Annotated in this window: 26 protein-coding genes; 12 read left to right on the forward strand and 14 right to left on the reverse strand. The window is 67.6% G+C overall.

The genetic code is table 11. The features are described from left to right. Positions 1 to 80: 80 nt before the first annotated feature. The 4 genes from ACPEH1_RS00695 to pdhA are packed head-to-tail and all read right to left on the reverse strand — an operon-like array spanning position 81 to position 3,942. Positions 81 to 1,445, reverse strand: coding sequence for a dihydrolipoamide acetyltransferase family protein (locus ACPEH1_RS00695; RefSeq protein WP_136004636.1), 1,365 nt, complete (start codon positions 1,443 to 1,445; stop codon positions 81 to 83). Continuing rightward, on the reverse strand, positions 1,442 to 1,795 hold the full coding sequence (locus tag ACPEH1_RS00700; protein ID WP_136004635.1) for an SH3 domain-containing protein: 354 nt from the start codon (positions 1,793 to 1,795) through the stop codon (positions 1,442 to 1,444). The genes ACPEH1_RS00695 and ACPEH1_RS00700 overlap by 4 nt, the downstream gene beginning before the upstream one ends. Position 1,796: 1 nt before the next feature. Next, positions 1,797 to 2,867 carry an alpha-ketoacid dehydrogenase subunit beta gene (locus ACPEH1_RS00705; RefSeq protein WP_136004633.1) on the reverse strand — a complete coding sequence of 357 codons (1,071 nt, stop codon included), beginning with the start codon at positions 2,865 to 2,867 and terminating at the stop codon, positions 1,797 to 1,799. Next, positions 2,860 to 3,942, reverse strand: a complete 1,083-nt coding sequence (gene pdhA, locus ACPEH1_RS00710) for a pyruvate dehydrogenase (acetyl-transferring) E1 component subunit alpha (protein ID WP_017354863.1) — start codon at positions 3,940 to 3,942, stop codon at positions 2,860 to 2,862. The genes ACPEH1_RS00705 and pdhA overlap by 8 nt, the downstream gene beginning before the upstream one ends. A 323-nt stretch (positions 3,943 to 4,265) precedes the next feature. On the opposite strand from pdhA, the gene ACPEH1_RS00715 reads away from it, so the two are divergent. The 4 genes from ACPEH1_RS00715 (at position 4,266) to ACPEH1_RS00730 (ending at position 8,792) form a co-directional block, all read left to right on the forward strand. Continuing rightward, positions 4,266 to 5,144, forward strand: a complete 879-nt coding sequence (locus ACPEH1_RS00715; RefSeq protein WP_017354862.1) for a tryptophan 2,3-dioxygenase — start codon at positions 4,266 to 4,268, stop codon at positions 5,142 to 5,144. Between the two features lie 242 nt (positions 5,145 to 5,386). Continuing rightward, positions 5,387 to 6,889: a peptide MFS transporter gene (locus ACPEH1_RS00720; RefSeq protein WP_423715065.1), complete on the forward strand. Its 1,503-nt coding sequence runs from the start codon at positions 5,387 to 5,389 to the stop codon at positions 6,887 to 6,889. Between the two features lie 8 nt (positions 6,890 to 6,897). Then, on the forward strand, positions 6,898 to 7,503 hold the full coding sequence (locus ACPEH1_RS00725; protein WP_017354860.1) for a thioredoxin family protein: 606 nt from the start codon (positions 6,898 to 6,900) through the stop codon (positions 7,501 to 7,503). 146 nt (positions 7,504 to 7,649) lie between these two features. After that, on the forward strand, positions 7,650 to 8,792 hold the full coding sequence (locus ACPEH1_RS00730) for a hypothetical protein (RefSeq protein WP_423715066.1): 1,143 nt from the start codon (positions 7,650 to 7,652) through the stop codon (positions 8,790 to 8,792). A 12-nt stretch (positions 8,793 to 8,804) separates the two neighbouring features. Here the strand turns inward: ACPEH1_RS00730 and ACPEH1_RS00735 are convergent, their stop codons facing one another. Continuing rightward, complete coding sequence (locus ACPEH1_RS00735) at positions 8,805 to 9,296, reverse strand: MarR family winged helix-turn-helix transcriptional regulator (protein WP_051008562.1); 492 nt, start codon at positions 9,294 to 9,296, stop codon at positions 8,805 to 8,807. A 174-nt stretch (positions 9,297 to 9,470) separates the two neighbouring features. Between ACPEH1_RS00735 and hppD the strand changes: the two genes are divergently transcribed. Together hppD and hmgA are read left to right on the forward strand one after the other, a co-directional pair. Beyond that, positions 9,471 to 10,541, forward strand: a complete 1,071-nt coding sequence (gene hppD / locus ACPEH1_RS00740; protein ID WP_423666842.1) for a 4-hydroxyphenylpyruvate dioxygenase — start codon at positions 9,471 to 9,473, stop codon at positions 10,539 to 10,541. Between the two features lie 132 nt (positions 10,542 to 10,673). Next, complete coding sequence (hmgA, locus tag ACPEH1_RS00745) at positions 10,674 to 11,978, forward strand: homogentisate 1,2-dioxygenase (RefSeq protein WP_136004631.1); 1,305 nt, start codon at positions 10,674 to 10,676, stop codon at positions 11,976 to 11,978. Between the two features lie 113 nt (positions 11,979 to 12,091). Here the strand turns inward: hmgA and ACPEH1_RS00750 are convergent, their stop codons facing one another. Further along, a complete protein-coding gene (locus ACPEH1_RS00750; protein ID WP_423715067.1) occupies positions 12,092 to 12,613 on the reverse strand; it encodes a hypothetical protein in 522 nt (173 codons plus the stop codon). A gap of 133 nt (positions 12,614 to 12,746) precedes the next feature. Here ACPEH1_RS00750 and ACPEH1_RS00755 point away from each other — a divergent pair, with 133 nt between their 5' ends. Then, positions 12,747 to 13,313, forward strand: coding sequence for a hypothetical protein (locus ACPEH1_RS00755; protein ID WP_136004627.1), 567 nt, complete (start codon positions 12,747 to 12,749; stop codon positions 13,311 to 13,313). Between the two features lie 51 nt (positions 13,314 to 13,364). Then, entirely contained in the window at positions 13,365 to 14,321 is a 957-nt protein-coding gene (locus ACPEH1_RS00760; protein ID WP_136004625.1) for a sodium:calcium antiporter, read from the forward strand. Between the two features lie 32 nt (positions 14,322 to 14,353). On the opposite strand, the gene ACPEH1_RS00765 is transcribed toward ACPEH1_RS00760, so the two are convergent. The 8 genes from ACPEH1_RS00765 to ACPEH1_RS00800 form a co-directional block, all read right to left on the reverse strand. Next, positions 14,354 to 14,731 (reverse strand): Na+/H+ antiporter subunit G, encoded by a 378-nt coding sequence (locus ACPEH1_RS00765; protein WP_017354522.1) that lies wholly within the window; start codon positions 14,729 to 14,731, stop codon positions 14,354 to 14,356. Continuing rightward, positions 14,728 to 15,012 carry a K+/H+ antiporter subunit F gene (locus tag ACPEH1_RS00770; protein ID WP_017354523.1) on the reverse strand — a complete coding sequence of 95 codons (285 nt, stop codon included), beginning with the start codon at positions 15,010 to 15,012 and terminating at the stop codon, positions 14,728 to 14,730. The genes ACPEH1_RS00765 and ACPEH1_RS00770 overlap by 4 nt, the downstream gene beginning before the upstream one ends. After that, positions 15,009 to 15,515, reverse strand: a complete 507-nt coding sequence (locus tag ACPEH1_RS00775) for a Na+/H+ antiporter subunit E (RefSeq protein ID WP_017354524.1) — start codon at positions 15,513 to 15,515, stop codon at positions 15,009 to 15,011. The genes ACPEH1_RS00770 and ACPEH1_RS00775 overlap by 4 nt, the downstream gene beginning before the upstream one ends. Further along, the gene (locus ACPEH1_RS00780) at positions 15,512 to 17,047 is read right to left on the reverse strand and encodes a monovalent cation/H+ antiporter subunit D (protein ID WP_017354525.1); all 1,536 of its coding nucleotides are present in this window, start codon (positions 17,045 to 17,047) and stop codon (positions 15,512 to 15,514) included. The genes ACPEH1_RS00775 and ACPEH1_RS00780 overlap by 4 nt, the downstream gene beginning before the upstream one ends. Continuing rightward, on the reverse strand, positions 17,044 to 17,433 hold the full coding sequence (locus tag ACPEH1_RS00785) for a Na+/H+ antiporter subunit C (protein ID WP_017354526.1): 390 nt from the start codon (positions 17,431 to 17,433) through the stop codon (positions 17,044 to 17,046). The genes ACPEH1_RS00780 and ACPEH1_RS00785 overlap by 4 nt, the downstream gene beginning before the upstream one ends. Continuing rightward, the gene (locus ACPEH1_RS00790; protein WP_313241612.1) at positions 17,433 to 20,261 is read right to left on the reverse strand and encodes a monovalent cation/H+ antiporter subunit A; all 2,829 of its coding nucleotides are present in this window, start codon (positions 20,259 to 20,261) and stop codon (positions 17,433 to 17,435) included. Before ACPEH1_RS00790 ends, ACPEH1_RS00785 begins: the two co-directional genes overlap by 1 nt. 358 nt (positions 20,262 to 20,619) lie before the next feature. Continuing rightward, positions 20,620 to 21,105 carry an Mpo1-like protein gene (locus tag ACPEH1_RS00795; protein WP_017354528.1) on the reverse strand — a complete coding sequence of 162 codons (486 nt, stop codon included), beginning with the start codon at positions 21,103 to 21,105 and terminating at the stop codon, positions 20,620 to 20,622. Positions 21,106 to 21,222: 117 nt separating this feature from the next. After that, positions 21,223 to 22,149: a phosphoribosylaminoimidazolesuccinocarboxamide synthase gene (locus ACPEH1_RS00800; protein WP_026070523.1), complete on the reverse strand. Its 927-nt coding sequence runs from the start codon at positions 22,147 to 22,149 to the stop codon at positions 21,223 to 21,225. A gap of 143 nt (positions 22,150 to 22,292) precedes the next feature. Here ACPEH1_RS00800 and ACPEH1_RS00805 point away from each other — a divergent pair, with 143 nt between their 5' ends. The 4 genes from ACPEH1_RS00805 (at position 22,293) to ACPEH1_RS00820 (ending at position 24,765) form a co-directional block, all read left to right on the forward strand. Next, the gene (locus ACPEH1_RS00805; RefSeq protein ID WP_017354530.1) at positions 22,293 to 22,622 is read left to right on the forward strand and encodes a J domain-containing protein; all 330 of its coding nucleotides are present in this window, start codon (positions 22,293 to 22,295) and stop codon (positions 22,620 to 22,622) included. 43 nt (positions 22,623 to 22,665) lie between these two features. Continuing rightward, on the forward strand, positions 22,666 to 23,343 hold the full coding sequence (gene rpe, locus ACPEH1_RS00810; RefSeq protein ID WP_017354531.1) for a ribulose-phosphate 3-epimerase: 678 nt from the start codon (positions 22,666 to 22,668) through the stop codon (positions 23,341 to 23,343). 9 nt (positions 23,344 to 23,352) lie between these two features. Continuing rightward, complete coding sequence (locus tag ACPEH1_RS00815; RefSeq protein ID WP_313218515.1) at positions 23,353 to 23,835, forward strand: GNAT family N-acetyltransferase; 483 nt, start codon at positions 23,353 to 23,355, stop codon at positions 23,833 to 23,835. A gap of 471 nt (positions 23,836 to 24,306) precedes the next feature. Then, a complete protein-coding gene (locus ACPEH1_RS00820; protein ID WP_423715069.1) occupies positions 24,307 to 24,765 on the forward strand; it encodes a hypothetical protein in 459 nt (152 codons plus the stop codon). Positions 24,766 to 24,812: the final 47 nt, after the last annotated feature.

Below are 24,812 nucleotides of genomic sequence, written 5' to 3' on the forward strand. Positions count from 1 at the left end.
CGCGATGAAAAAAAAAGCCGGGCAATGCCCGGCTTCTTCGTGGTACCGACCTGCGGCCGGTACCTCTTCCTACCTGTGGATCAACTGGCCAAGGCCAGGTCGTCCAGCATCGCGCGCAGGAAGCGGGCGGCTTCGCCGCCGGTGGCCGCGCGGTGGTCAAAGGTCACCGACAGCGGAATCACCTTGTGCGCTTCCACGCCACCCATCACCGGGGTCATCTGGTGGCGGGCACGGCCGGCACCGACGATGGCCACGCAGGGCGGCACGACGACCGGGGTCGCATAGCGGCCGGCGAACATGCCGAAGTTGGACAGCGAAATGGTGTAGCCACTCAGTTCGGAGGCGGCGATCGCGCGGGATTCCACCTGCTCGCGCAGGCGGTTGACGCCTTCGCGGATGCCGCGTGCGTCGAGCACGTCGGCATTGCGCAGCGCCGGCACGAACAGACCGTCGTCGGTGTCCACCGCGATGCCCACATCCACGTGCGCGTGCAACGTGCGGGTCAGGGCGTCGCCGTCGAACCAGGCGTTGAGCGCCGGCACCTTCTGGCAGCCGACCACGATCGCACGGACCAGGCGCGCGGTGACGTCGTTGCCCGGCACCCAGGCATGGATGTCGGCGTCGTCGTTCAACGTGGTCGGGACGACCTTGCTGTGCGCGTCGGCCATCACCCGCGCCATGTTGCGGCGCACGCCCTTGAGCTGTTCCGGCTGGCCCTTGGCGACAACGCCCGGCGGCTGGGTGCGCATCGGCTTGCCTGCCGCGGACAGCGGGGCGCGGGCCTCGCTCTGGCGGGCCACCGGTGCAGCGGCGGCAACCGGCGCGGCGGCGACCGGCGCCGGTGCGGCACCGACCTTGGCGCTGCCGTCGGCAGCAGCCTGCTTCACGTCGGCCATCGTCACCGCGCCATCGGCGCCGGTGGCGCGCACGCGGCTCAGGTCCACGCCCAGCTTGCGGGCGGTGGCGCGCACGGCCGGCACGGCCTTGACCCCGCCCACGGCCAGTGCCTGTTCGGCATGCACGGCGTTGGAACTCTGCATCGCACCGACCACGGTGCCGGCGTCATCACGCTCGGCGGCGGGCTTGGCGTCTTCCACCGCTGCCGCTGCCGGGATCGGCGGCGGAGTCGGGGCGGCGGCAGGTGCGGCATGCCCGTGGCTGTGGCCGGTGTCCTGGCCATCGGCGCGCTGCGGCAGGTTCGGGTCCAGCTGGAACTGCGCCAGCACGCTGCCGGTGGGGATGATGTCGCCCGCGCCGCCGGCCAGCTTCAGCACCGTGCCGGAAAACGGCGAGGGCACTTCGACGACGGCCTTGGCGGTCTCCATCGAGACCAGCGGCTCGTCCAGCTTGATCACATCGCCTTCCTTGACGAACCACTCGACGATGGTGGCGTCGGGCAGGCCTTCGCCGAGGTCGGGCAGGTGGAAATTCTTGTTCTCACTCATGTGCAGTTCTCTTCCAGCAGTTCGAGATCGCGGGCCGGCAGCCAGCCCGTCGCGCCGTTCGCGCGTTCGGACCACCACCAGCCACCGTGTTCGTGATGCAGTTTGACCAGTTCGCCGCTGTCCACGTCCAGTTCGCGGGCGTCATAGTCGCGCAGAGCCTCTGCGCGACCATCGTCCAGCCGCTGCAACCATGCCACCGGTGCCCACCCGGCACGCCCGTCATCGGTGCGTACCCAGGCGAACGCCGGCCATTCCTCGTCGCGGACGCCCAGTTCGACGATCTGGCCGGCGCGGAACCGGAGCGGGTTGGGATACTGGCTGCGGTACGGGCCTAGGAGGCGGGCCCGCATGTCAGCCCGCCGCAACCGCGCGTTTGGCCGCGCTCACGATCCGGTCCACGCTCGGCAGGTACTTCATTTCCAGGCGGAACAGCGGAATGTGGGTGTCATAACCGGTGACGCGTTCGACCGGTGCCAGCAGGTCGTACAGCGATTCCTCGGCCAGGCGCGCGGCGATTTCCGCGCCGAAGCCCGCCGTCTTCGGCGCTTCCTGCACGATCACGCAGCGGCCGGTCTTGGCCACCGATTCGGCGATGGTGGCGAAGTCGAGCGGACGCAGCGTGGCCACGTCGATCACTTCGGCGCTGATGCCTTCGCCGGCCAGTTTGTCGGCCGCTTCCAGCGCTTCCTTGACCTGTGCGCCCCAGGTGACCAGGGTGACATCGGTACCGTCGCGCAGCACGAAGCACACGTCCAGCGGCAGGGCTTCGCCGTCATCGACGACGACTTCCTTGTACTGGCGGTAGATGCGCTTGGGCTCCATGTAGATCACCGGATCCGGTTCGCGGATCGCGGCCAGCAGCAGGCCGTAGGCGCGTTGCGGCGACGACGGCAGCACCACGCGCAGGCCCGGCACGTTGGTGAAGATCGCTTCGTTGGCTTCGCTGTGGTGCTCCGGCGCACGGATGCCGCCGCCCCACGGCACGCGCAGCACCATCGGGCAGTGGAGGCGGCCACGGGTGCGGTAACGCAGGCGTGCGGCGTGGCAGACGATATGGTCCACCATCGGGTACATGAAGCCATCGAACTGCGCTTCGGCAACCGGCTTCATGCCCTGCGCGGCCAGGCCGATGGTCAGGCCGGCGATAGTGGTTTCGTCCAGCGGGGTGTCCAGGATGCGGTCGGCGCCGAAGCGCTGCTGCAGGCCGGCGGTGGCGCGGAACACGCCGCCGTTGACGCCCACGTCCTCGCCCAGCACCAGCACCGACTTGTCGTGCTCCAGCTCCCAGGCCAGCGCCTGGGTGATGGCTTCGATGAGGGTGATCGGGGTGGTGGTCATGTTCGGTTCTCCGCGCGCGATGGCGGCGCTGTCGGCGGCATTGGTCTGCGCGCCCGAGGCGCTGGTGTGCTTGATCTCATCCATGACGCTGCTCCAGGGCGATCGCCTGTGCGCGCTGGGCCAGCAGATCCTGCGGCGGATCGGCATAGAGGAAGTCGAACATCGCTTCGACCGGCTGCACCGGGGTGTTGAGGTACAGGTTGACCTCGTCGTCCACGCGCTTGCCGCAGTCGACGGTCCACGCCGCTTCCTCTTCCTCGCTCCACACACCGGCATTGATGAGGTACTTGCGCAGGCGCAGCATCGGCTCGCGCTGCCAGGCATCCTTCACCTCGGCGTCGTCGCGATAGCGGCGCGCGTCATCGGCGGTGGTGTGGTCGGACAGGCGGTAGGTCATCAGTTCCAGCACGGTGCCACCGTCGCCGGCCAGCGCGCGCTCGCGCGCCTGCAGCATGGCCGCCATCACCGCGATCAGGTCGTTGCCGTCCACCTGCAGGCAGTGCAGGCCACCGGCCAGACCCTTCTGTGCCAGCGTTTCGGCACCGGTCTGGGCCGAACGCGGGACCGAGATGGCCCAGCCGTTGTTGACGATGCACAGGATCAGCGGCAGCTTGTAGGCGCCGGCCGAATTCAGTGCGGCGTAGAAGTCGGTCTTGGAGCTGCCGCCGTCGCCGCATACGGCCACCGCGATCTGCTTCTCGTTGTTGAGCTTGAACTTCAGCGCAGCGCCGGCGGCATGCAGGCACTGGGTGGAAATCGGCACGCAGAACGGGAAGTCCCTGGCGGCATTGCCACCGTAGTCGTTGCCACGCTCGTCGCCGCCCCAGTACATGAGGACGTCGCGCGGGCGCACGCCACGCATGAACATGGCGCCGTACTCGCGGTAGGACGGCGCGAACACGTCGTCCTTCTGCATCGACGCGCCGATGCCCACGTGTGCCGCTTCGTGGCCCAGGCAGGCCGCGTAGGTGCCCAGCTTGCCGGTGCGCTGCAGTGCGATCGACTTGCCGTCGAACACGCGCACGAACAGCATCTGCTTGAACATCGGCAGCAGGGCGCGCGGATCGCGCAGGGCTTCGGGCAGGTCATCGCGGACGAGCGTGCCGTCCGTGTCCAGGTACTGCAGGTATTCGATCTTGAACTCAGCGGCAACCGTCATTGCGTACTGCACCTTCGACAGGAAGTTACAAATGATATGAATTGCCATGTTAAGGAAGGCGTACGAAAAAGCCGTCCTGCGGCGCAGCAAGTGTCCCGGTGGACAGCGCCCCGGTATACCGCAGACAGGTGACGCAATGCCAATGACTACAACGTATTCAGTTGCCGGAACCGGGCATGAGCGACCCCCGGCAGCGCCCCCGCCAGACCGGCCTCCGCGCGCGGACCGCGCAGAAAACCGCCCCCGGACGCCGGCGTAGGGAGTCCCCCGGGCGGGCGATGCGGCGGTGCGCTACCCTTTGTCCCCCTTCTGCGGCGCCCGCCATGTCTGTCGACAAGAACCAACGCGATCTCGAAGCCGGTATCCACACCGATCTGGAGGGGCGCCTGACCTACGGCGGCTACCTGCGGCTGGACCAGCTGCTGTCGGCGCAGCAGCCGCTGTCCAACCCGCCGCACCACGACGAGATGCTGTTCATCATCCAGCATCAGACCTCCGAGCTGTGGTTGAAGCTGCTGGCCCACGAACTGCGGGCGGCGATCGGTTTCCTGCAGCGCGACGAAGTCTGGCAGTGCCGCAAGGTGCTGGCGCGCAGCAAGCAGGTGCTGCGCCAGCTGACCGAGCAGTGGTCGGTGCTGGAAACCCTGACCCCGTCCGAGTACATGGGCTTCCGCGACGTGCTGGGCCCGTCTTCGGGCTTCCAGTCGCTGCAGTACCGCTACATCGAGTTCCTGCTGGGCAACAAGAACGCGCAGATGCTGCAGGTGTTCTCGCATGACCCGGCCGGCCAGGCGCAGCTGCAGCAGGTGCTGGACGCGCCCAGCCTGTACGAGGAATTCCTGCGCTACCTGGCCCGGTTCGGCCATCCCGTACCCGCCGCCTACCAGGGCCGCGACTGGCAGCAGCCGCACGTGGCCGACGATGCGCTGCACCCGGTGTTCGAGCGGATCTACCAGAACACCGACCGTTTCTGGCGCGAGTACTCGCTGTGCGAGGATCTGGTGGACCTGGAAACCGCCTTCCAGCTGTGGCGCTTCCGCCACATGCGCACGGTGATGCGGGTGATCGGCTTCAAGCGCGGCACCGGCGGTTCCAGCGGGGTGGGCTTCCTGCGGCAGGCGCTGGAGCTGACCTTCTTCCCGGAGCTGTTCCAGGTGCGCACCACCATCCGCAACGACGATCCGATGCCGCCGGACGCCTGATCCGGCTGGGCGCCCCGGGCGCCCATTCATCATGACGCGATGATGACCGCCGGCGCGGGCGCAGGCCCCGCCGTTGCTGCGCCGACCGTCCGCCCCGGGGTCCGGAGCGTGCAAGTTCAGCGAGCGCGCGGCGAGCTGCACGAATCGGCGTGTATTTGACGTGAACGTGGTTGGTCTGGGATTCTCCCGCGCTGTTTCGCACATCGGACGTGCATGTCATCCACCGAACCCAGGAATCCCGCATGAGCGTAGACGCCGCCGCGAAATCCGTTCCCGAACCGGCGCTGCCGGAGTTCAAGACCACGCTGGGCCATCCACGCCCGTTGTGGATGCTGTTCATGACCGAATTCTGGGAGCGCTTCGCGTTCTACGGCATCCGCTGGGCGCTGGTGCTGTACATCGTCTCGCAGTTCTTCCAGGGCGACGCGGCCGGCCAGGCGGCCGCCAGCCGTACCTACGGCGCCTACCTGGCGCTGGTCTATGCCGCTGCGATCTTCGGTGGCTACGTCGCCGACCGGGTGCTGGGCTACCAGCGGTCGATCCTGACCGGCGCGGTGATCATGGCCGCCGGCCTGTTCATGGTCGCCATGCCCAACAAGGAGATCTTCGAACTGGGTCTGGCCACGATCATCATCGGCAACGGCCTGTTCAAGCCCAACATCTCCACGATGGTCGGCAAGCTTTACGGCCTGAAGGATGAGCGCCGCGATTCGGGCTTCACCATCTTCTACATGGGCATCAACATCGGCGCGATGATCGCCCCCGTGCTGACCCAGTACCTGGCCGAAGCGGTCTTCGGTACCCAGGCGATGCCGTCCTACAAGATGGTCTTCATCGCGTCGGGCATCGGCATGCTGATCAGCCTGGCATGGTTCTACGTCGGCCGTGCCGGCCTGAAGGGCATCGGCGCTCCGCCGGCAGGTGCCGATGGGTTCGGCCGCATCATCATGGTGCTGGTCGGCTCGATCGTGGCCATCCCGGTCGCCTACTTCCTGCTCTCCACCGGCGCCACCGCGCTGGCCTGGATCCTCGGCGTGATGTTCGTGGCGCTGGGCGTGCTGCTGCTGGTCGAGGGCATCCGTGAGGGCAAGGTGCAGCGCGACCGCGTGATCGCGATGCTGATCATCTTCATCTTCAACGTGATGTTCTGGATGTTCTTCGAGCAGGCCGGCAGCTCCTTCACCTTCCTGGCCGACAACATCGTCAACCGCAACCTGGGCGGCTGGACCTTCCCGACCGCGTGGTTCCAGTCGGTCAACTCGGTGGCCATCATCACCCTGGCCCCGATCATCGCCTGGATCTGGATCAAGCTGGGCCGTGCCAATCCGTCGATTCCGCGCAAATTCGGCCTGGGCCTGCTGTTCAACGGCGCTGCCTTCGCCCTGCTGATGCTCGCGCTGTCGACGATGGTGGTGGACGGCAAGATCCCGTTCTGGACGCTGTTCATGGTCTACGTCATCCAGTCCGTGGGCGAGCTGTGCCTGTCGCCGATCGGCCTGTCGATGGTGACCAAGCTGGCCCCGGTGCGCCTGGTCGGCTTCGGCATGGGTGGCTGGTTCCTGTCCACCGGCATCGGCAACAACCTGTCGGGCATCTTTGCCGGCGTGGTCAGTGGCGAAGGCGGCATGACCGTCGAGTCGGCGCTGAAGGGCTACACCTTCGGCTTCTGGGCATTGATCGGCTCCGGCGCGGTGCTGTTCCTGATCGCCCCGCTGATCAACAAGCTGATGCACGGCGTCAAGTGAGGTCCGCGATGCGTACGACCCTGTGGTGGTCCCCGATGATCCTGGCCGGCCTGCTGGCCGCCTGTTCGCCATCGGCGCCCACTGCCGCGCCTGCGCAGCCGCTGGATACCTCCGAGCAGAAGCCGCCGGTCGCCGATCCCGGCGAGCCGGTGGCCTCGGGCAACACCCCGGCCGCCGCGGATATCGCCGCGGTCGCCGCGCTCAACGCTCAGTTCGACCCGGGCCGCGATCCGGTCGCGGACCTGGCCACGGCCAAGGTCGAAGCCCAGCGCGGCGGCAAGCGCATCGTGCTGGACGTGGGCGGGGAGTGGTGCTCCTGGTGCCACCTGATGGACGCCTTCATCGAGGGCGATGCGGAGATCCGCAGCTTCCGCGATGCCCACTTCGTGTGGATGAAGGTCAACTACAGCGAAGACAACGAGAACACGGCGTTCCTGTCGCAGTTCCCGGCGATCAAGGGCTATCCGCACCTGTTCGTGCTCGACGCGGACGGCACGCTGCTGCACTCGCAGTTCACCGGCGAGCTGGAGGCTGACAAGGGCCAGCCGAAGGGCTATGACCGCACGCGGTTCTTCGCCTTCATGAAGGACTGGGCGCCGCCGAAGGCGCCATGATCGACAAGGCCGCGGATTCCGCGGCCTTTTTTGTTGCCGGTGGCGCGTCGCCTGCTGCCGGCCCTACAGGTTTCAGCCGGGCTGCCGTTACCTCCAAGGACGACATGCCGCGCAGTTCGTGGCGCGCACCCAACGGATTGAAACGCATGCAGCCGGGCACCAGCGACAGCAGTTCCGATATCTCCCCCGACGGACCGGCCGGCGTGAGCCTGCCGCCTGTCGATGTCCTGCTCGACGATCACGGCACGCTGGACACCCCGGACGCCGAGGCCGATACCCCTGCGCCCGGTGCGATACGTTACCGCCTGCCGCTGGTCGCGGTGCCCGACAATGTGCTGCTCAAAGCCGCGGTGCAGAAGCTGGTGGAGCAGAAGGCCCAGCTCGATGCGCTGGCCCGCAACCCGGCGCTGGCCGGGCTGCTGCCGGCCGAGTGGCTGGGCAGCGGGCTGCGCGCAGTCGATCTGCAGGGCTTCGTGCTCTCGGTGCTGCCGTTTCTGCACAACGCGGCCAAGGCCGAGACCGCACCGGCGCGGCTGCCGCTCAAGCACGTGCTGGGCGACGCCGGGCGCTGGGACCGCGACGATGTGGCCGAGCCCAAGTCGCTGGCGTTCTTCCTGGCCAGCGACGACCGCGCCAGTGCGGGCGTGAAGGATCCGGCGGAGGCCTACCTGGTCGGGGCGCTGGGGTTGGCGTGGGCCCACGAAGGACGCACCCGGCCAGGCTTCCTGCGCCAGATGGGCTACGACAGCATGGCGGCGCGGGTCAGCATGCTGGCCTACCCCGAACCGGGGCAGATGGCGCTGTACAGCGTGACCGCCCACGGTGTCAGCCAGATCTGGTGCGTGCTGGACCGGCGCAAGTTGCGGCCGCTGCTGGCGCCCTGGATCAGCGTGCCGCTGCTGACCGCCTACGGCGTGGCCGCACCCGTCGCCTGGCCCACGTCGTTCCCGGCGGTGGACGAAGTGGCGCAGATGCTGGCCACGGCACGCACCGGCAAGGGGCCGGTGGAAGTGGACCTGGGCAAGGTCGCGGCCAAGATCGCGCAGGACGCCTCGGCGGAAACCTGGATGCCGGTCAGCCTGCTGCAGGTGGGCACCTGGGCACCGCGCTGGCGTTACTTCATGGCCACCTTCATCGGCCTGCCCTCGCTGCTGCTGGTGGTGGCCGCCCTGGCGCTTCCCGGCGCCATCGAAGCGGCGGCGGTCGCCGCCTCACTCGGCTTCGCTGGCGGCGCCATCGGGGCACTGGCGGCCCCGTGGGTGCATGCGCGCCGCAAGCACCTGAGCTAGCAGAGCCCGGCTCTACCCTTCGTCCATGCGCTGCAGGCCTTCCCCGGCCAGGCGCAGGATCAGCGTTTCCAGCATCTGCTCCTCCTCCTCGCTGAGCACGGACATCAGCTTGCGGGTGATCTCGATCACCAGCGGCGCGATGGTCTCGTAGACCTCGAACCCGGCCGCCGACAGCGCCAGCACCGAACGACGGCGGTCGTCGCCGTGGGTTTCACGCTTGATGAAGCCCCGTTCGAGCAGTCTGGCCACGGCGCGGCTGACGGCCACCTTGTCCATCGCGGTGCGATCGGACACCTCGCTCGCCGACGACCCCGGGTACAGGGCCAGGATGGTGATGACCCGCCATTCCGGGATCGCCAGACCATACCGGTCCCCATACAGCTTGGCGATGTTGCCGCTGACCCGGTTGGACAGCACGCTGAGCCGATACGGCAGAAACTGCTCCAGATCGAGCAGGGCGTGCGAGGCGCGGATGCTGTGGCTGGTGGGATCGGGCGGGCTCATGCTGCGGTGCACCTTGATGGTGGTTTCATGTGAAACTATAAACCTTCAGTCCGGACTCCGCATTCTCGCGGGTCTGCCTTCCTCCCGCACCTGGTTTTTTCCGATGCGGACTTGCTTTGGAGCCACATCATGAGCAGCCAACTGAGCACCGCGTCCCACGCACCCAACCCGGGCATGCAGGTCACCACCTTCGAAAACCCGATGGGCATCGACGGTTTCGAGTTCGTCGAATTCGCCGCACCGGCCGGCCGTGGCGCCGAACTGCACGCCTATTTCCGCAAGATGGGCTTCTCCGCGGTGCTGCGCCACAAGCAGCGCGCGATCACCGTCTACCGCCAGGGCGACGTCAACTTCCTGGTCAACGAGGAGCCGGATTCGTTCGCTGCCGACTTCGCCGAAAAGCATGGCCCGTGCGCCTGCGGCTTCGCCATCCGCTTCCAGAAGCCGGGCGAGGAGGTGTTCCAGATGGCGCTTGGCAATGGTGCCGAGGCGATCGACTTCAAGCCGGAGACCAAGGCGGTGCCGGCACCGGTGATCAAGGGCATCGGCGACTGCATGCTGTATCTGGTGGATCGCTACGGCGCCAACGGCAGCATCTTCGATACCGACTACGCGCCGATCGACGGTGCCGAGCAGCGTCCGGTCGGGTTCGGCCTGACCTTCATCGACCACCTGACCCACAACCTGTATTTCGGCAACATGCAGCAGTGGTCGGACTACTACGAGCGCCTGTTCAACTTCCGCGAGATCCGCTACTTCGACATCAAGGGCCTCAAGACCGGCCTGGTGTCCAAGGCGATGACCGCGCCGGACGGCATTGTGCGCATTCCGCTCAACGAATCCTCCGATCCGAAGAGCCAGATCAACGAGTACCTCGATGCCTACAAGGGCGAAGGCATCCAGCACATCGCCTGCTTCACCGAGAACATCTACGAGACCGTCGAAGCGATGCGCGCGCAGGGCGTGGAGTTCCTCGATACGCCGGAGACCTACTTCGACGTGATCGACATGCGCGTGCCCGGTCATGGCGAAGACGTGGCGCGCCTGGCCAAAAACAAGATCCTGATCGACGCCGATCCGGAAACCAAGCAGCGCAAACTGCTGCAGATCTTCACCACCAACTGCATCGGTCCGATCTTCTTCGAGATCATCCAGCGCAAGGGCAACGAAGGCTTCGGCGAAGGCAACTTCACCGCGCTGTTCGAGAGCATCGAGCGCGACCAGATGAAGCGCGGCGTACTGTAACGTGGAACGGGGCGACCCGGTCGCCCCACCGCCGCCGCACCGGGCAGCCGAGCGCGTCGCAACGCGCCGGGCTGCCGACGTGCACGAATGAACATACCGCCGGGAGCCGCCCGGCACCATGAGAGCCCGACCATGTCCACCTCCATCGCATCACGCGGCTACCAGACCGGCTTCGGCAACGAGTTCGCCACCGAAGCGGTACCCGGCGCCTTGCCGGTCGGGCGCAACTCGCCGCAGCGGGTCGCGCACGGGCTGTATGCCGAGCAGTTGTCCGGTACGGCCTTTACCGCGCCCCGTGGCAGCAACCGTCGCAGCTGGGTCTACCGGATCCGCCCGGCGGTGACCCACGGCGAGTTCACCGCCTACGCACAGCCGCATCTGCACAGCGACTTCGCCCACGGTGCGGTCTCGCCCAACCAGCTGCGCTGGAACCCGCTGCCGCTGCCGACCACGCCCACCGACTTCATCGACGGCCTGTACACGATGGGGGGCAACGGCGCGCCGGATGCGCATCACGGCGTGGGCATCCACCTGTACGCGGCCAATGCGGACATGCAGGGCCGCTACTTCTACAACGCCGACGGCGAGCTGCTGATCGTGCCGGAGCTCGGCCGCCTGCGCCTGCTCACCGAACTGGGCGTGATCGAGATCGAGCCGCAGCAGATCGCGGTGATGCCGCGCGGCGTCCGCTTCCGGGTCGAGCTGCCCGACGGGCAGGCACGCGGCTATATCTGCGAGAACTTCGGCGCGCTGCTGAAGCTGCCCGACCTGGGGCCGATCGGTTCCAACGGCCTGGCCAACCCGCGCGATTTTGAAACTCCGCATGCCGCCTTTGAAGACATCGACGGGGCGTTCGAGCTGATCGCCAAGTTCGGCGGACAGCTGTGGCGCGCGGACATCGATCATTCGCCGCTGGATGTGGTCGCCTGGCACGGCAACTACGCCCCGTACCGCTACGACCTGCGCCGCTTCAACACGATCGGTTCGATCAGCCATGACCATCCGGACCCGTCGATCTTCCTGGTGCTGCATTCGCCCAGCGACACGCCCGGGACCAGCAACATGGACTTCGCGATCTTCCCGCCGCGCTGGCTGGTGGCCCAGGACACCTTCCGCCCGCCGTGGTTCCACCGCAACATCGCCAGTGAATTCATGGGCCTGATCCACGGTGCCTACGATGCCAAGGCCGAAGGCTTCGTGCCGGGTGGTGCATCGCTGCACAACTGCATGAGCGGCCACGGCCCGGATGCGGCCACCTTCGACAAGGCCTCGGCAGCGGACCTGAGCAGGCCGGACGTGATCAAGGACACGATGGCCTTCATGTTCGAGACCCGTGGGGTGATCCGCCCCACCGCGCAGGCAATGGACGCTGCGCACCGGCAGCGCGACTATCAGCACTGCTGGCAGGGGTTGAAGGCCAACTTCCCCCGGCAGTAACCGCACGCGCCTCCACGCCGGTGTACGCCGTGGAGGCCCAATGAAGCCCGCGCCGCGCAGGTGACGGTCATGCGTTCCTAGCGTTTCTCGCCTTCCGCGACGGCATCGCGGGGTTACGCCAGACCGTGCTCGAAGCCGCCCGCGTGCGCCGCCGGCAGTACTTCCAGCAGGCGCTGCCGCACCCGTTCGGCGTAGCCGGGCGAGGTCAGTGCCGGTAGCGCCTGAAGAGCGCCGTGCAGCCCCTCGATCACGCCTTCATCGCTGCGTGCCTGCTGCAGGGCGTGGAACAGCGCTGCCGCGCGTGGATGACGCTGCAGTTCCAGAATGCCGAGCAGATAGATGCGCGCGGCCACCAGCGAGCGGCGGCGCTCGACCGGGGCTGCCGCCCCGGTGCCGCGCGGCGCGGCGTTGGTGGAAGCCGGCACCGGTGCAGCCGCCGCAGGTGTGGAGACCAGGTACCCGGCCTGGATCAGCTGGATCACCATCGCCGCTGCCTCTGCGCCGACCAGGGCGGTCAGCTGCGGCAGGTCGCGCTGGCCGTCGCACAGGATCAGCAGGCGGCGCTGGCGCATGTCCAGGGGCGCACGGTGGGCCTGCAGGGCGGTGCGGGCGAGGTCGGTCTTGCGCGGTTGCATGGGCGAGGGGGTCGATGCGGTGCAGGCCGAGCCTGAACGCGGCAGGTGAAACGGCGATGACAGCCCTGCGCCCGCATGCAGCCACTGCACGGCGATCGCGCTAGGCTGCCCGACATCGACCGGAGGACACCGCATGAAGCAGCTGGGAAGCGTTCTGGCCCTGGGCCTGGTACTGGCCGTGGGGGCCTGCGGGCGAACCGCGGATTCCACCCCCACCAGCCCCATCGCTGCACCGGCGGCCGTGCCTGCCCCCGCGGCCGGGCCGGCGCGCCTTGACGGCTATGGCCCGGTGAGCCTGGACAGCACGCTGGACCAGGTGCGTACGGCCTGGAAGGAACCCCTGGACGGCGCGGTCCCCGATGACTACTGCCACTCGCTGCGGCCACAGGGCGCGCAGGCCGACGACGTGGTGTTCATGATCGAGGGCCGGCGCCTGGTCCGCTACGACGTGCACAACGACCGTATCGTCGCTCCGGGGGGTGGCAAAGTCGGGATGTCGCTGGGCGAGCTGCAGACGCTCTATCCGGACCGCGGCGACGTCACCCCGCACAAGTACGACGAGCAGGGCCACAACCTGCGCGTGCGCCCGGCCACCGAGGGCGGCGCGCTGATCAACTTCGAAATCGACCGCAACGGCACCGTCACCGACTGGCGGGTGGGGCTGCCGCCGCAGGTCGATTACGTGGAAGGCTGCCTGTAGGCCCGCCGTGGCTCTAGAATCGGCCCACGCCTGCCACCGGGGGATTTACCGATGATCGCTGCTGCCACATGGTTCGTACTGGGTCTGGTGCTGCTCGCGCTGGGCGGCGATTCGATCGTCAAGGCGGCCTCCGGGCTGGCGCAGCGCTTCGGCGCCTCGCCGTTCGTGGCTGGGTTGCTGCTGGTTGCCTTCGGCACTTCGCTGCCCGAACTGGTGGTCAACGCACGCGCGTTCGTGGTCGGTGCCGAGGCGCTGGCGCTGGGCAACGCCGTGGGCAGCAACATCGTCAACGTCGGCCTGACCCTGGGCATGGCCGCCCTCGCGGCGCCGCTGCTGGTGCGTGCACGGCTGCTCTCGCCGCTGCTGGTGCTGCTGGCGGTCTCCAGCCTGGCCCTGATCGTGTTCGGGCTGGATGGCGTGATCGCACGCTGGGAAGGCGCGGTGCTGCTGCTGGGCTTCGTGGCGGTGCTGGTATTTGTGCTGCGCCGCGCGCCGCACGAGTCCGAGCCTGTCCGCGAGGCGATTGCCGGCTACGCGATGACCCGTACCGGCCTGTTTCTCAACGTGCTGCGCGTGGTGTTCGCGGTGGTCTGCCTGTACTACGGCGCGCGCTGGATCGTGCAGGCGGCGCCGGTGTTCGGCGCGGGCCTGGGCTGGTCGCCGTTGCTGGTTGGCCTGCTGCCGGTCGCCATCGGCACCGCGCTGCCGGAAGTTGCCGCCGCCATTGCGGCCGCGCGCCGCGGGCAGGGCGACATGGTGCTGGGCCACGTCATCGGCTCGAGCCTGTTCAACCTGCTGGTGGTGGTGGGCGGCATGGCCGCGCTGCGACCACTGGCACTGCCCGAGTCGTTCGTGAAGCTGGAGCTGCCGGCGGCGATCGCCTTCGTGCTGGTGCTGTACCCGATGCTGCGCGGCGACCTGACCATCAGCCGCCGCGAAGGCGGCGTGCTGCTGGTGGCGTTCCTGGGCTGGGTCGCGTTGGAGCTGGCGCTGGCCACCGCGGGCTGACAGCGCGCGGCCACGGCCCTTTCACTGCGGTGTCAGGGGGTCTCGTCGCGGCGTGGTTCCGGCGGCGGCAGCGCTTCTTCCTTGGCCGTTTCATCGCCCGGCAGAGTGGGGCGCTTTTCCATCATCAGCGACAACGCGGCCTTGGCCATCATGTGCGCGCTGATCGGCGCGGTGATGAACAGGAACACGGTGATCAGCAGCTCGCGCGGCTGCGGGTCTTCGCCAAGGAAGATGTGGTAACACACCGAACCGACCAGCACGCAGCCCACGCCCAGCGTGCTGGCCTTGGTGGGGGCATGCAGACGCTTGAAGAAACTCGACAGTTTCACCAGGCCCAGCGCGCCGACCAGGATGAAGAAGCAGCCGAACAGCAGCAGGAGCGACAGCACGATCTGGATGAAGGTGATCATTCGACGATGTCCCGGCGCAGCACGAACTTGCTCAGCACCACCGTGCTGCCGAACCCGAGCATGGCAATGATCAGCGCCGCTTCGAAGTACACCGCCGAATTGAGGTACATGCCGAACAGCATCAGCTCGGCGATCGCCGTCACCGACAGGGTGTCCAGCGCGAGGATGCGATCAGGCACGGTCGGGCCGCGCAGCAGGCGCCAGGTGGCCAGCAGCATGGCCACGCCGACCACGTGCATGCACACCACCATCGTGGTCTGGATGAACATGTATCCGGTCATGGGAAAATCTCCATCAGCGGGGCTTCGTAGCGGGTCTTGATCTGCCGGATCAGCGCGTCCGGGTCGTCCAGGTGCAGTACATGCACCAGCAGGTAGCGGCGGTCGTCCGACAGCGCGGCCGAGACGGTGCCGGGGGTCAGCGTGATCATGCTGGTCAGCGCGGCGATGCCGTGGATGTTGGCGATGTCCAGCGGCAGCCAGATGAAGCCGGGGTGGATGCGTCGCTCCGGCCCCAGCACCTGGATCGCCACGCGGATGTTGGAGACCAGGATGTCCCACAGGGTCACCATCACCAGCTTTGGCAGCGGCCGCAGCGACCCGATGCGGGCGAACTCGCGGTCCAGCCGCGCCGCGAACAGCGGCACCACCAGACCCAGGAACATGCCGAGCACGAACTGGCCCACGGTGAAGCTGTCGGACATCAGCAGCCAGAACGCCACCACCATCACGCTCAGCGAGGGCGAGGGCAGCACGCGCTTGTACAGCGAAGGACGGGCGCTCATGGCTGGCGGATCTCCGGCGGGGTCGCGCGCAGGCCGTTCACATACTCCTGCGGCTGAAGCAGTTGGGTCGCCATCGCGTCGGTGTGCTGCATCAGCGGGCCAGCGAACAGGCTCATCGCGATGCCGTAGCTCAACAGCAGGGCCGCAGCGATGAGTTCGACGGTACGGGTGGGCGCCTTGCGCGCGGGCGGCGCGCCGTCCTCGGCTGCCGGCACGCGCCAGAACAGGCGGATGCCGGCGCGGGTCAGACCGACGATCACCATCAGGCTGCTGCCCAGCACTGCCGTCCACACCACGCCGGTGTAGGCGGGGGGCATGCCGGCCAGCAGCGCGGCCTTGGCCAGGAAGCCGGACAGTGGCGGCAGGCCGGCCACGGCCACCGCGCCGATCAGGAACAGCACCGCCGGGGTCTGCTTGCCCGGCATTGGCGCGATGATCTCCTTGCGGTCGCTGGCGCCGCCTCGACGGCGTCGGATCAGGTCCGCCACCAGGAACAGTGCTGCGGCGACGAAGGTGCTGTGCGGCAGGTAGTACAACCCGGCCGACAGCACCTGCGGGGTGCGCACGGCGAAGGCGATGAACAGCGTGGCCGCCGACACCACCACCAGGTAGGAGACCAGCACCCGCAACCGTGCCGCTGCCATCACGCCCAGTCCGCCGAGGACCAGGGTGGCCACGCCGGCCCACAGCAGCCAGTCGCTGCCGTAGCCGGCCATCGCGCCGGCATCGTCGCCGAACCACAGCGTGCTCACCCGCAGCACCGCATACAGCCCAACCTTGGTCATGATCGCAAACAGCGCCGCCACTGCGGCCGGCGCGCGCGCATAGGCCTCGGGCAGCCACAGGTACAGCGGCATCAGTGCGGCCTTGCTGCAGAACACCAGCAGCAGCAGGCCCATCGTGGCCTTGACCAGCAGCAGGTGCGAAGGGGGCACCTCGGCGATGCGCTGGGACAGCTCGGCCATGTTGAGCGAGCCGAGCGAGGCGTACAGCAGGCCCAGCGCAATCAGGAACAGGGTCGAGGCGGTGACGTTGAACACCACATAGTGCAGGCCGATGCGCATGCGCAGGCCGCGCCCGCCACTGAGCAGCAGGCCGTACGAGGCGATCAGCATCACCTCGAAAAACACGAACAGATTGAAGATGTCGCCGGTCAGGAAGGCGCCGTTGAGGCCGACCAGCTGGAACTGGAACAGCGCGTGGAAGTGCGGCGCGCGACGGTCCCAGCCCGAGCAGGCGTGCATCAGGCAGGGAATGGCCAGCAGCAGCGTGGTGACCAGCATCCACGCCGACAGGCGGTCGGCGACCAGCGCGATACCCAGCCGTGAGGGCCAGTCGCCGAGCAGGTACACCGCGATGCTGCCATCGGCGGTCTGTGCGAACAGCAGTGCGACCGCCGCTGCCAGTGCCGTCAGCGTGATCCATGCCACGCTGCGCTGGACCTTGGGCCCGAAGCGGCGGTGCTCCACGAACAGCGAGCAGGCCGCGCCGAACAGGGGAATCAGGATCGGCAGGATCACCGCATGGTTCATGCGTCACCCTCCCGGCCAGACGCGGTATCGGTCGGCCCGCTGTCGGCGTCGTCTTCGTGCGCATCGACGTGGTCGCTATGGTTGTCGCTGCGGCTGCGCATGGCCAGCACGATGCTGACGGCGGTCATCGCGAAGGCGATCACGATCGCGGTCAACACCAGCGCCTGCGGCAGCGGATCGGTGTAGTTGCCCAGATCGCTGTCGATGCCCTCGCGCAGCACCGGCGCCTTGCCCGTGACCAGGCGTCCACCGGCGAAGATCAGCAGGTTGGTGGCGTAGGAGAGGAAGGTCATGCCGAGGATGACGTCGAAGCTGCGCGCACGCAGCAGCAGGTAAATGCCTATCGCGGCCAACACACCGATCGCGCTTGCCAGGGCCAGTTCCATCAGTGCATCTCCCCGGTTTTTGCCGAACGACGGTTGGGATCGATCTCGCCCTTGCGGGCGCTGCGGGTGCGTGACGGCTTGATGGTGCCCATCATCGACAGCATCAGCATCGCCCCGCCGAACACCACCAGGTACACGCCGGTATCGAACCCGATCGCGCTGGCCAGCGGCACCTCGCCGATCAGCGGGAGGTGCAGGTCCAGGTGGCCGCTGGTCAGGAACGGCACGCCGAACAGCATCGATGCGCTGCCGCTGATGATGGCGATCAGCAGGCCGGCACCGATGCAGCGGATGTAGTCGAAGCCGAAGCGCGATTCCACCGACGCGGTGCCCTGGATCACGTACTGGATCAGCAGCGGCACGGCCAGCACCAGGCCGGCGATGAAGCCGCCCCCCGGCGCGTTGTGGCCGCGCAGGAACAGGAAGATCGAGACGGTCATGGTCAGCGGGAACATGATCTGGGCCAGATCGGCCGGCACCGGCAGTTTCATCGGCGGCCCGGGCATGATCTGCTCCGGGGCCATCCGCGAACGCCGCAGCATCGCGTGCACCACCAGCGCAGCGATGCCGAACACGGTGATCTCGCCGAAGGTATCGAAACCGCGGAAGTCCACCAGGATCACGTTGACCACATTCTGGCCGTACGCTTCCGGCAGAGCGCGGGCGAGCAGCTCGCCGGCCATCGTATTGGGCGGCAGGGTCATCGCCGTATAGGCCAGCGCCGCCAGGCCGCCGCCACCGAGCACCGCGATCAGCACGTCTCGACCCTTGCGCCAGCGCGAGCGCTCCCGTGGCGACTGCGCCGGCAGGTAGTTCATGCCCAGCAGCATCAGCACCAGCGTGACCATCTCCACCAGCAGCTGGGTCAGGGCCAGGTCGGGGGCGGACAGGAACACGAAGGTCAGCGACACGATCAGGCCCACGCCACCGACCAGCAGCACGGCCAGCAGGCGCTGGCGGTACTTGGCCAGCGCACCGAACGCGCAGGCCATCATCACCAGCCACAACCCCCAGCCCAGCAGCGGCAGCGGCTGCGGCGAAGGCCAGTTGGGCGAGACCGGCGTGGCCACGAACGGGGCCGCTGCGACGATGATCGCCACGACCACCAGCCCCAGCAGCATGCGCTGCAGGCTGCCGTTGGCCAGCGCCTGGGTCAGGCGATGGGCGAAGCCGAACACCAGATCCAGCTGCTTGTGGAACAGGTTGCGGCCGGTGGCGCGGGTGACCACCCCATGCAGATTGATCAGGCGGCGCAGGCCGAAATACAGGGCGATACCGCCCAGCACGCCAACCGCGCTCATCGCCAGCGGCAGATTGAAGCCATGCCACACCGACAGACTGTAGGCCGGCATTGCCGGGCCGAGGATGGAGGCGGCGGCCGCATGCAGCACCGGTGCGACGGTGATGGCGGGGGCGACGCCGACCGCCACGCAGATCACCACCAGGATTTCCACCGGCACCTTCATCCAGCGCGGCGGCTCGTGCGGCACGCGGTCCAGATCGTGCGGCCCCTTGCCGAAGAAGGTGTCGTGCACGAAGCGCAGGCTGTAGGCCACGCCGAACACGCCGGCCAGCAGCGCGGCGACCGACATGGCGACCCGCATCGCTTCCGGTCCTTCGGTGGTCAGCGCTTCGGCAAACAGCATTTCCTTGGACAGGAAGCCGTTGAGCAGCGGAATGCCGGCCATCGCCAGCGAGGCGATGATCGCCAGCGCGCTGGTGAAGGGCATCAGACGGCGTAGTCCGCCGAGCTTGCGCATGTCGCGGGTGCCGGTTTCATGGTCGATGATGCCGGCGGCCATGAACAGCGAGGCTTTGAAGGTGGCGTGGTTGAGGATGTGGAACACGCCGGCGACCACCGCCATCGGGGCCGACAACCCGAACAGCATCGTGATCAGGCCCAGATGGGAGATCGTCGAGTACGCCAGCAGGCCTTTGAGGTCGTGCTGGAAGATCGCGTTCCAGGCGCCGATCAGCAGGGTGATCGCGCCGATGCCGCTGACCGTATAGAAGAAGAGGTCGGTGCCGGACAGGGCCGGGTGCAGCCGCGCCAGCAGGAACACGCCGGCTTTGACCATCGTGGCCGAGTGCAGGTAGGCCGACACCGGCGTCGGCGCGGCCATCGCGTGCGGCAGCCAGAAATGGAACGGGAACTGCGCGCTCTTGGTGAAGATGCCGGCCAGCACCAGGAAGAGCGCATAGGGGTAGAGCGCACTGGCCCGGATGGCATCGCCGGCCGCCAGCACCACATCCAGCTCGAAGCTGCCCACGATCCGGCCGATCAGCAGCACGCCGCCGAGCAGGGCCAGGCCGCCGCCGCCGGTCACCACCAGTGCCATCCGCGCGCCCTCGCGCGCATCCTGGCGGTGCGACCAGAACCCGATCAGCAGGAACGAGCTGATGCTGGTCATTTCCCAGAACACCATCAGCAGCAGCAGGTTTCCCGACAGCACCATGCCGAGCATGGCGCCCATGAACAGCAGCAGGTAGCAGTAGAAGCGGTGGGCGCTGTCGCGGGCGCTGAGGTAGTAATGGGCGTACATCACCACCAAGGCGCCGATGGCCAGCACCAGGCCGGCGAACATCCAGGCCAGCCCGTCCAGCCGCAGCGAGAACGCCAGCCCGATCTGCGGCAGCCACTGCCCGAAACTGCGGACAACGCCGCCGCCGAGGATCTCGGGGGTCAGGGTCGCCAGCACGGCCAGCCCACCCAGCGGAGCGGCCGCGGCCAACCAGGCGGCCGTGGAGCGGGAGGTACGTCGGAATGAAGCGACCGCCACGGCCATCAGGAAGGGCAGGGCGAGCAGCAGGAGCAGACTGGGATTCATGCAGGGAATGCGGGATTCACGAGCAGGCCGTTCAGTCTAACAGGCAGGCAATTGTCGCCGATACTCCCGAATACGCATCGAACTGCATGTAACGTGCGGTGATTCATTTTTTCAGCCTCGTCAGTGGGTCCATCCGGGACCGTCGTGGGCCGTATGGAACAGGTAGAGCGGCTTTGCCGAACGTGGCCGGTCGCAGGGGGGGCCGGGCGGGTTCCGGCCAGCAATGGCAGGGCCTGCGGAAGACAGCGGACGGTCACGGAGCTGAACGCCACCGTACCCGGGTGGGGGGCTGAAGGGGATGCTGGACGCCGACGCGTGGACCGCCGGTGAGCCTGTCGCGTCGTTCAGGAAAGTGCGTTCAGAAGCGCCAGTTCAAGCGACGGTAGACCTTGGCCATCACCCAGGCCGGGCCGATCAACAGGTAGACCAGATCGGTGAGGAAGCTGGGCTTGCGGCCCTCGAACGTGTGGCCGATGAACTGCGCCACCCAGGCCACGGCGAATACGCCCAGGCCCAGCCAGAACAGGCCGCGCAGGCCGATCTCGGCCTCCAGCAGGCGGCACAGGCAGGCGCTGACGAAGAACAGCGCCAGCATGCCGTAGCCCAGCCGGCGCGACAGACGGTTGTAGTAGCACCAGGCGGCGAACATCGCCAGGCCGGCCCATACCCCGGACTGGAACCAGGTGATCAGCGGCGGCAGGCACCACAGCAGTGCGATCACCGACCACAGGATCGCCGGCACCGCGATCACGTGGATGCGCTGGTTGATCGCATTGCGGTGGTCGTCGGAATAGCTGGCGAAGTAGCGGTCGATGGGCCGCACAAGCTGGGTCGTCGTGGACATTGAGCCTCCGGAGTGGGCACAGGATACTCCCGGAGCCCGCCCATCGCGGCGTCGCGTGTCCCCGCCCACCCACGGTCGACGTCCCCCGTCGCCCGTTGCGGCGACGGGGGGCATGCATCAATCGACCGAGATGCCGGCCAGGCGCTGCAGCGCCTCGGCATACTTGGCGCGGGTGCGCTCGATGATCTCCGCCGGGATGCTCGGGCCCGGAGCGGTCTTGCCCCAGTCCAGCGTTTCCAGGTAATCGCGCACGAACTGCTTGTCGTAACTCGGCGGGCTGGTGCCCACCTCGTACTCGTCGGCGGGCCAGTAACGCGAGGAATCCGGCGTCAGCATCTCATCCATGATGTAGAGGCGGCCATCGGCATCGGTACCGAACTCGAACTTGGTATCGGCCAGGATGATGCCGCGTTCGCGCGCGTAGTCGGCGGCGAACTTGTAGATGCGCAGGGTGGCGTCGCGCACGCGCTCGGCCAGGTCCGCACCGACCGCCTTCACCATCGCATCGAAATCGATGTTCTCGTCATGGTCGCCCACGGCGGCCTTGGTCGAGGGAGTGAAGATCGGTTCGGGCAGCTGCTCGGCCTGGCGCAGGCCGTCGGGCAGATCGATGCCGCTGATCTTGCCGGTGCGCTGGTAATCCTTCCAGCCGCTGCCGATCAGGTACCCGCGGGCGATTGCTTCCACCGGCACCGGCTTGAGCTTGCGGGTGACCACCGCGCGCCTGGCGTACAGCGCCGGGTCAACGCCCTCGGGCAGCACGCTGGCCACGTCGATGCCGGTCAGGTGGTTGGGCATCAGGTGCGCGGTCTTGGCGAACCAGAAGTTGGACACCTGGCAGAGCATTTCGCCCTTGCCGGGAATCGGATCGGGCAGCACCACGTCGAAGGCCGACAGACGGTCGGTAGCGACCATCAGCAGGTAGTCCCCCGGCGGAGTGCCGGCGGGCAGCCGGTCGCGCGGAATGTCGAAAACATCACGCACCTTGCCGCGATGGCGCAAGGGCAGGCCGGGGAGATCGGATTGCAACAACGTGGTCGGCACGGGCACTCCTGAGGCTTCGTCAAGACAGCTGTCCAGGGGACCCGGAGGGCCCGCACAGACAGCGGGCGGCCTAGTGTAAAGCGGGTTGGGCCCGCTGTGACGTAAAATGAGGCTCCTTTGTCGACCCGGCCGCCCCCACGACCATGCGCTGGTACGGAAAACTGCTCGGATTCATCGCCGGCGCCCTGCTTTTCAGGCCCAATCCGCTGTTCGGGGCCGTGGTCGGCCTGCTGATCGGGCATGCCTTCGACGCCGACTGGTTCCGCCTGAACAGGGAGAACCCCTACCGCGAGCTGGGGCTGACCTCCGAGGCGACCGATGCCGAGGTCGATCTGGCCTACCGCCGGCTGATCTCCCAGTACCACCCCGACAAGGTCGTCGGCGCCGCCCCGGAGCTGCGCCAGCAGGCCGAGCGCAAGTCGCGCCTGCTCAACGCCGCCTACGACCGCATCAAGACCCTGCGCAAGCGCTGACCCCGCGCGGCGCCTCCCCGTCCACGTCCTGAAGGCCCCGGCCATGTCCAACTGCATCATCGCCCCCTCCATCCTGTCCGCGAACTTCGCCCGCCTGGGCGAGGAAGTGGACAACGTGCTCGCCGCCGGTGCGGACTGGGTGCATTTCGATGTGATGGACAACCATTACGTGCCCAACCTGACCATCGGCCCGATGGTCTGCCAGGCGCTGCGCAAGCACGGCGTCACCGCGCCGATCGACGTGCACCTGATGGTGGAGCCGGTGGACCGCATCATTCCGGACTTCGCCGAGGCCGGTGCCACCTACATCAGCTTCCACCCGGAGGCCTCCCGCCACGTCCACCGCACCATCCAGCTGATCCGTTCGCTGGGCTGCAAGCCGGGCATCGTGCTCAACCCGGCCACCCCGGTGGACATCCTGGACTGGGTGCTGGACGAGCTGGACCTGGTGCTGCTGATGTCGGTCAACCCGGGCTTCGGCGGCCAGGCGTTCATTCCCTCGGCGCTGGACAAGCTGCGCGTCGTGCGCCAGAAGATCGATGCCAGCGGCCGCGACGTGCGCCTGGAGATCGACGGCGGCGTCAAAGCTGACAACATCGGCGCGATCGCCGCCGCCGGTGCCGATGCCTTCGTGGCCGGCTCGGCGATCTTCAACGCCAAGACCAGCTACCAGGACGTGATCGCGCAGATGCGCCACAACGTTGCCCAGGCGAGGGGCTGAGCCATGCCGGTGGCCACTGTGAGCATCCGCATGGCCACCGCCGACGATGCGGCGCTGATCCTGCGCTTCATCCGCGAGCTGGCGATCTATGAAAAGGCCGAGTCGTCGGTGCAGACCGACGAAGCCGGCATCCGCGCCAGCCTGTTCGGCGCCGATGCCAAGGCGCACGCGCTGATCTGCGAGGCCGGTGGCGAGGCCATCGGCTACGCCGTGTACTTCTACAACTACTCCACCTGGCTGGGCCGCAACGGCATCTACCTGGAAGACCTGTACGTCAGCCCGCAGCAGCGCGGCAGCGGTGCCGGCAAGGCGCTGCTGCAGCACATCGCGCGTATCGCGGTCGCCGAAGGCTGTGGCCGTTTCGAATGGTCGGTGCTGGACTGGAATGAACCGGCGATCCGGTTCTATGAAGCCGCCGGTGCGAAACCGCAGAGCGAGTGGACGGTGTACCGCATGGAAGGCGATGCGCTGCGGGAATTCGCCGCCGGCTGATGCAAAAAAAAGACCGCACCCTCTCGGATGCGGCCCTGGGAATATTCGGAGGCTGATCCTGCCTCCATCCGTCGTCCCTGCTATGGCCTTCCATTCTCCGGGCGCGCGATGACGCTTTGATGACGCATTCCCCGCTGCGTGCAGACGACGCAGAATCCTGTACCGCGGCGTCTATGTCGAAAGCGACAGCGCCACTCGCCCGCGCCGTGCTGGGCCACGCAGGCCATGCATGCACCGGCAACTGCGTGCATCCACGCGGCGTGCAGCGCATCGAGGCACGTCCACACGTTCCCGCTGCGGTTCGCGGGTACTCGTGTGAAAGGGGCGCGCCCTGTGCCATTTCAGCAGCGACGTCGCACTATCGAGAAAAGCAATCAACGGGCTTCAGAAGACGGCCTGACGGGCTGCTACAAGGGAGAGGCGACCGGCGAACGTCCGCCGTTTGCTTCACTGCCACACAAGGAGATCAACATGACGCTTCGGACTGCGATGGTATCTGTGGTACTAGGAGGGGTGCTTGCCACGGCACCGGTTGCCGTATTGGCGCAACGCGCTGACCACCCTGTCAGCATCACCACGAAAACGACCTATCCGGCGGGGTCGGTTGACGCGGCATCCTGGCTCGACTGGATCGCGGCACGCTCGCCGGCCTACGCGCCGGTGTCCAGGCGCGGCACGGTCCAGGTGCTCACGACACGAGCAGGCTTGACCGGATCGAGCGTCGCGCGCGCGCCCAGCGCAGGCCCGCCCACGCCGCTGCCGAACGGCGGCAACCAAGGCGACGGGATGACCGTTACCTCCCGGGACGCGGCAGTAAGTACCGAAACCTGGGGCTACACCTTCCACAACGGCGCGTGGACACTGGTGGAGTACCACTACAAATCCGTCACCGTCGGCAAAGAGGATGCGCCGGAAAACCCAGGCGGCTGAATCGACGGTGTCCGGTTTCGTCGACACAGGGTGGCCCCGTGGGGCCG

Source organism: Stenotrophomonas sp. NPDC077421, assembly GCF_049545505.1.
GTDB lineage: Bacteria > Pseudomonadota > Gammaproteobacteria > Xanthomonadales > Xanthomonadaceae > Stenotrophomonas > Stenotrophomonas nematodicola.

Bases quoted from the DNA above. Each gene is read 5' to 3' on its own strand.
- ACPEH1_RS00695 (WP_136004636.1), bottom strand. From the start codon at position 1,445: ATGAGTGAGAACAAGAATTTCCACCTGCCCGACCTCGGCGAAGGCCTG.
- ACPEH1_RS00700 (WP_136004635.1), bottom strand. From the start codon at position 1,795: ATGCGGGCCCGCCTCCTAGGCCCGTACCGCAGCCAGTATCCCAACCCG.
- ACPEH1_RS00705 (WP_136004633.1), bottom strand. From the start codon at position 2,867: ATGGATGAGATCAAGCACACCAGCGCCTCGGGCGCGCAGACCAATGCC.
- pdhA (WP_017354863.1), bottom strand. From the start codon at position 3,942: ATGACGGTTGCCGCTGAGTTCAAGATCGAATACCTGCAGTACCTGGAC.
- ACPEH1_RS00715 (WP_017354862.1), top strand. From the start codon at position 4,266: ATGTCTGTCGACAAGAACCAACGCGATCTCGAAGCCGGTATCCACACC.
- ACPEH1_RS00720 (WP_423715065.1), top strand. From the start codon at position 5,387: ATGAGCGTAGACGCCGCCGCGAAATCCGTTCCCGAACCGGCGCTGCCG.
- ACPEH1_RS00725 (WP_017354860.1), top strand. From the start codon at position 6,898: ATGCGTACGACCCTGTGGTGGTCCCCGATGATCCTGGCCGGCCTGCTG.
- ACPEH1_RS00730 (WP_423715066.1), top strand. From the start codon at position 7,650: ATGCAGCCGGGCACCAGCGACAGCAGTTCCGATATCTCCCCCGACGGA.
- ACPEH1_RS00735 (WP_051008562.1), bottom strand. From the start codon at position 9,296: ATGAGCCCGCCCGATCCCACCAGCCACAGCATCCGCGCCTCGCACGCC.
- hppD (WP_423666842.1), top strand. From the start codon at position 9,471: ATGCAGGTCACCACCTTCGAAAACCCGATGGGCATCGACGGTTTCGAG.
- hmgA (WP_136004631.1), top strand. From the start codon at position 10,674: ATGTCCACCTCCATCGCATCACGCGGCTACCAGACCGGCTTCGGCAAC.
- ACPEH1_RS00750 (WP_423715067.1), bottom strand. From the start codon at position 12,613: ATGCAACCGCGCAAGACCGACCTCGCCCGCACCGCCCTGCAGGCCCAC.
- ACPEH1_RS00755 (WP_136004627.1), top strand. From the start codon at position 12,747: ATGAAGCAGCTGGGAAGCGTTCTGGCCCTGGGCCTGGTACTGGCCGTG.
- ACPEH1_RS00760 (WP_136004625.1), top strand. From the start codon at position 13,365: ATGATCGCTGCTGCCACATGGTTCGTACTGGGTCTGGTGCTGCTCGCG.
- ACPEH1_RS00765 (WP_017354522.1), bottom strand. From the start codon at position 14,731: ATGATCACCTTCATCCAGATCGTGCTGTCGCTCCTGCTGCTGTTCGGC.
- ACPEH1_RS00770 (WP_017354523.1), bottom strand. From the start codon at position 15,012: ATGACCGGATACATGTTCATCCAGACCACGATGGTGGTGTGCATGCAC.
- ACPEH1_RS00775 (WP_017354524.1), bottom strand. From the start codon at position 15,515: ATGAGCGCCCGTCCTTCGCTGTACAAGCGCGTGCTGCCCTCGCCCTCG.
- ACPEH1_RS00780 (WP_017354525.1), bottom strand. From the start codon at position 17,047: ATGAACCATGCGGTGATCCTGCCGATCCTGATTCCCCTGTTCGGCGCG.
- ACPEH1_RS00785 (WP_017354526.1), bottom strand. From the start codon at position 17,433: ATGGAACTGGCCCTGGCAAGCGCGATCGGTGTGTTGGCCGCGATAGGC.
- ACPEH1_RS00790 (WP_313241612.1), bottom strand. From the start codon at position 20,261: ATGAATCCCAGTCTGCTCCTGCTGCTCGCCCTGCCCTTCCTGATGGCC.
- ACPEH1_RS00795 (WP_017354528.1), bottom strand. From the start codon at position 21,105: ATGTCCACGACGACCCAGCTTGTGCGGCCCATCGACCGCTACTTCGCC.
- ACPEH1_RS00805 (WP_017354530.1), top strand. From the start codon at position 22,293: ATGCGCTGGTACGGAAAACTGCTCGGATTCATCGCCGGCGCCCTGCTT.
- rpe (WP_017354531.1), top strand. From the start codon at position 22,666: ATGTCCAACTGCATCATCGCCCCCTCCATCCTGTCCGCGAACTTCGCC.
- ACPEH1_RS00820 (WP_423715069.1), top strand. From the start codon at position 24,307: ATGACGCTTCGGACTGCGATGGTATCTGTGGTACTAGGAGGGGTGCTT.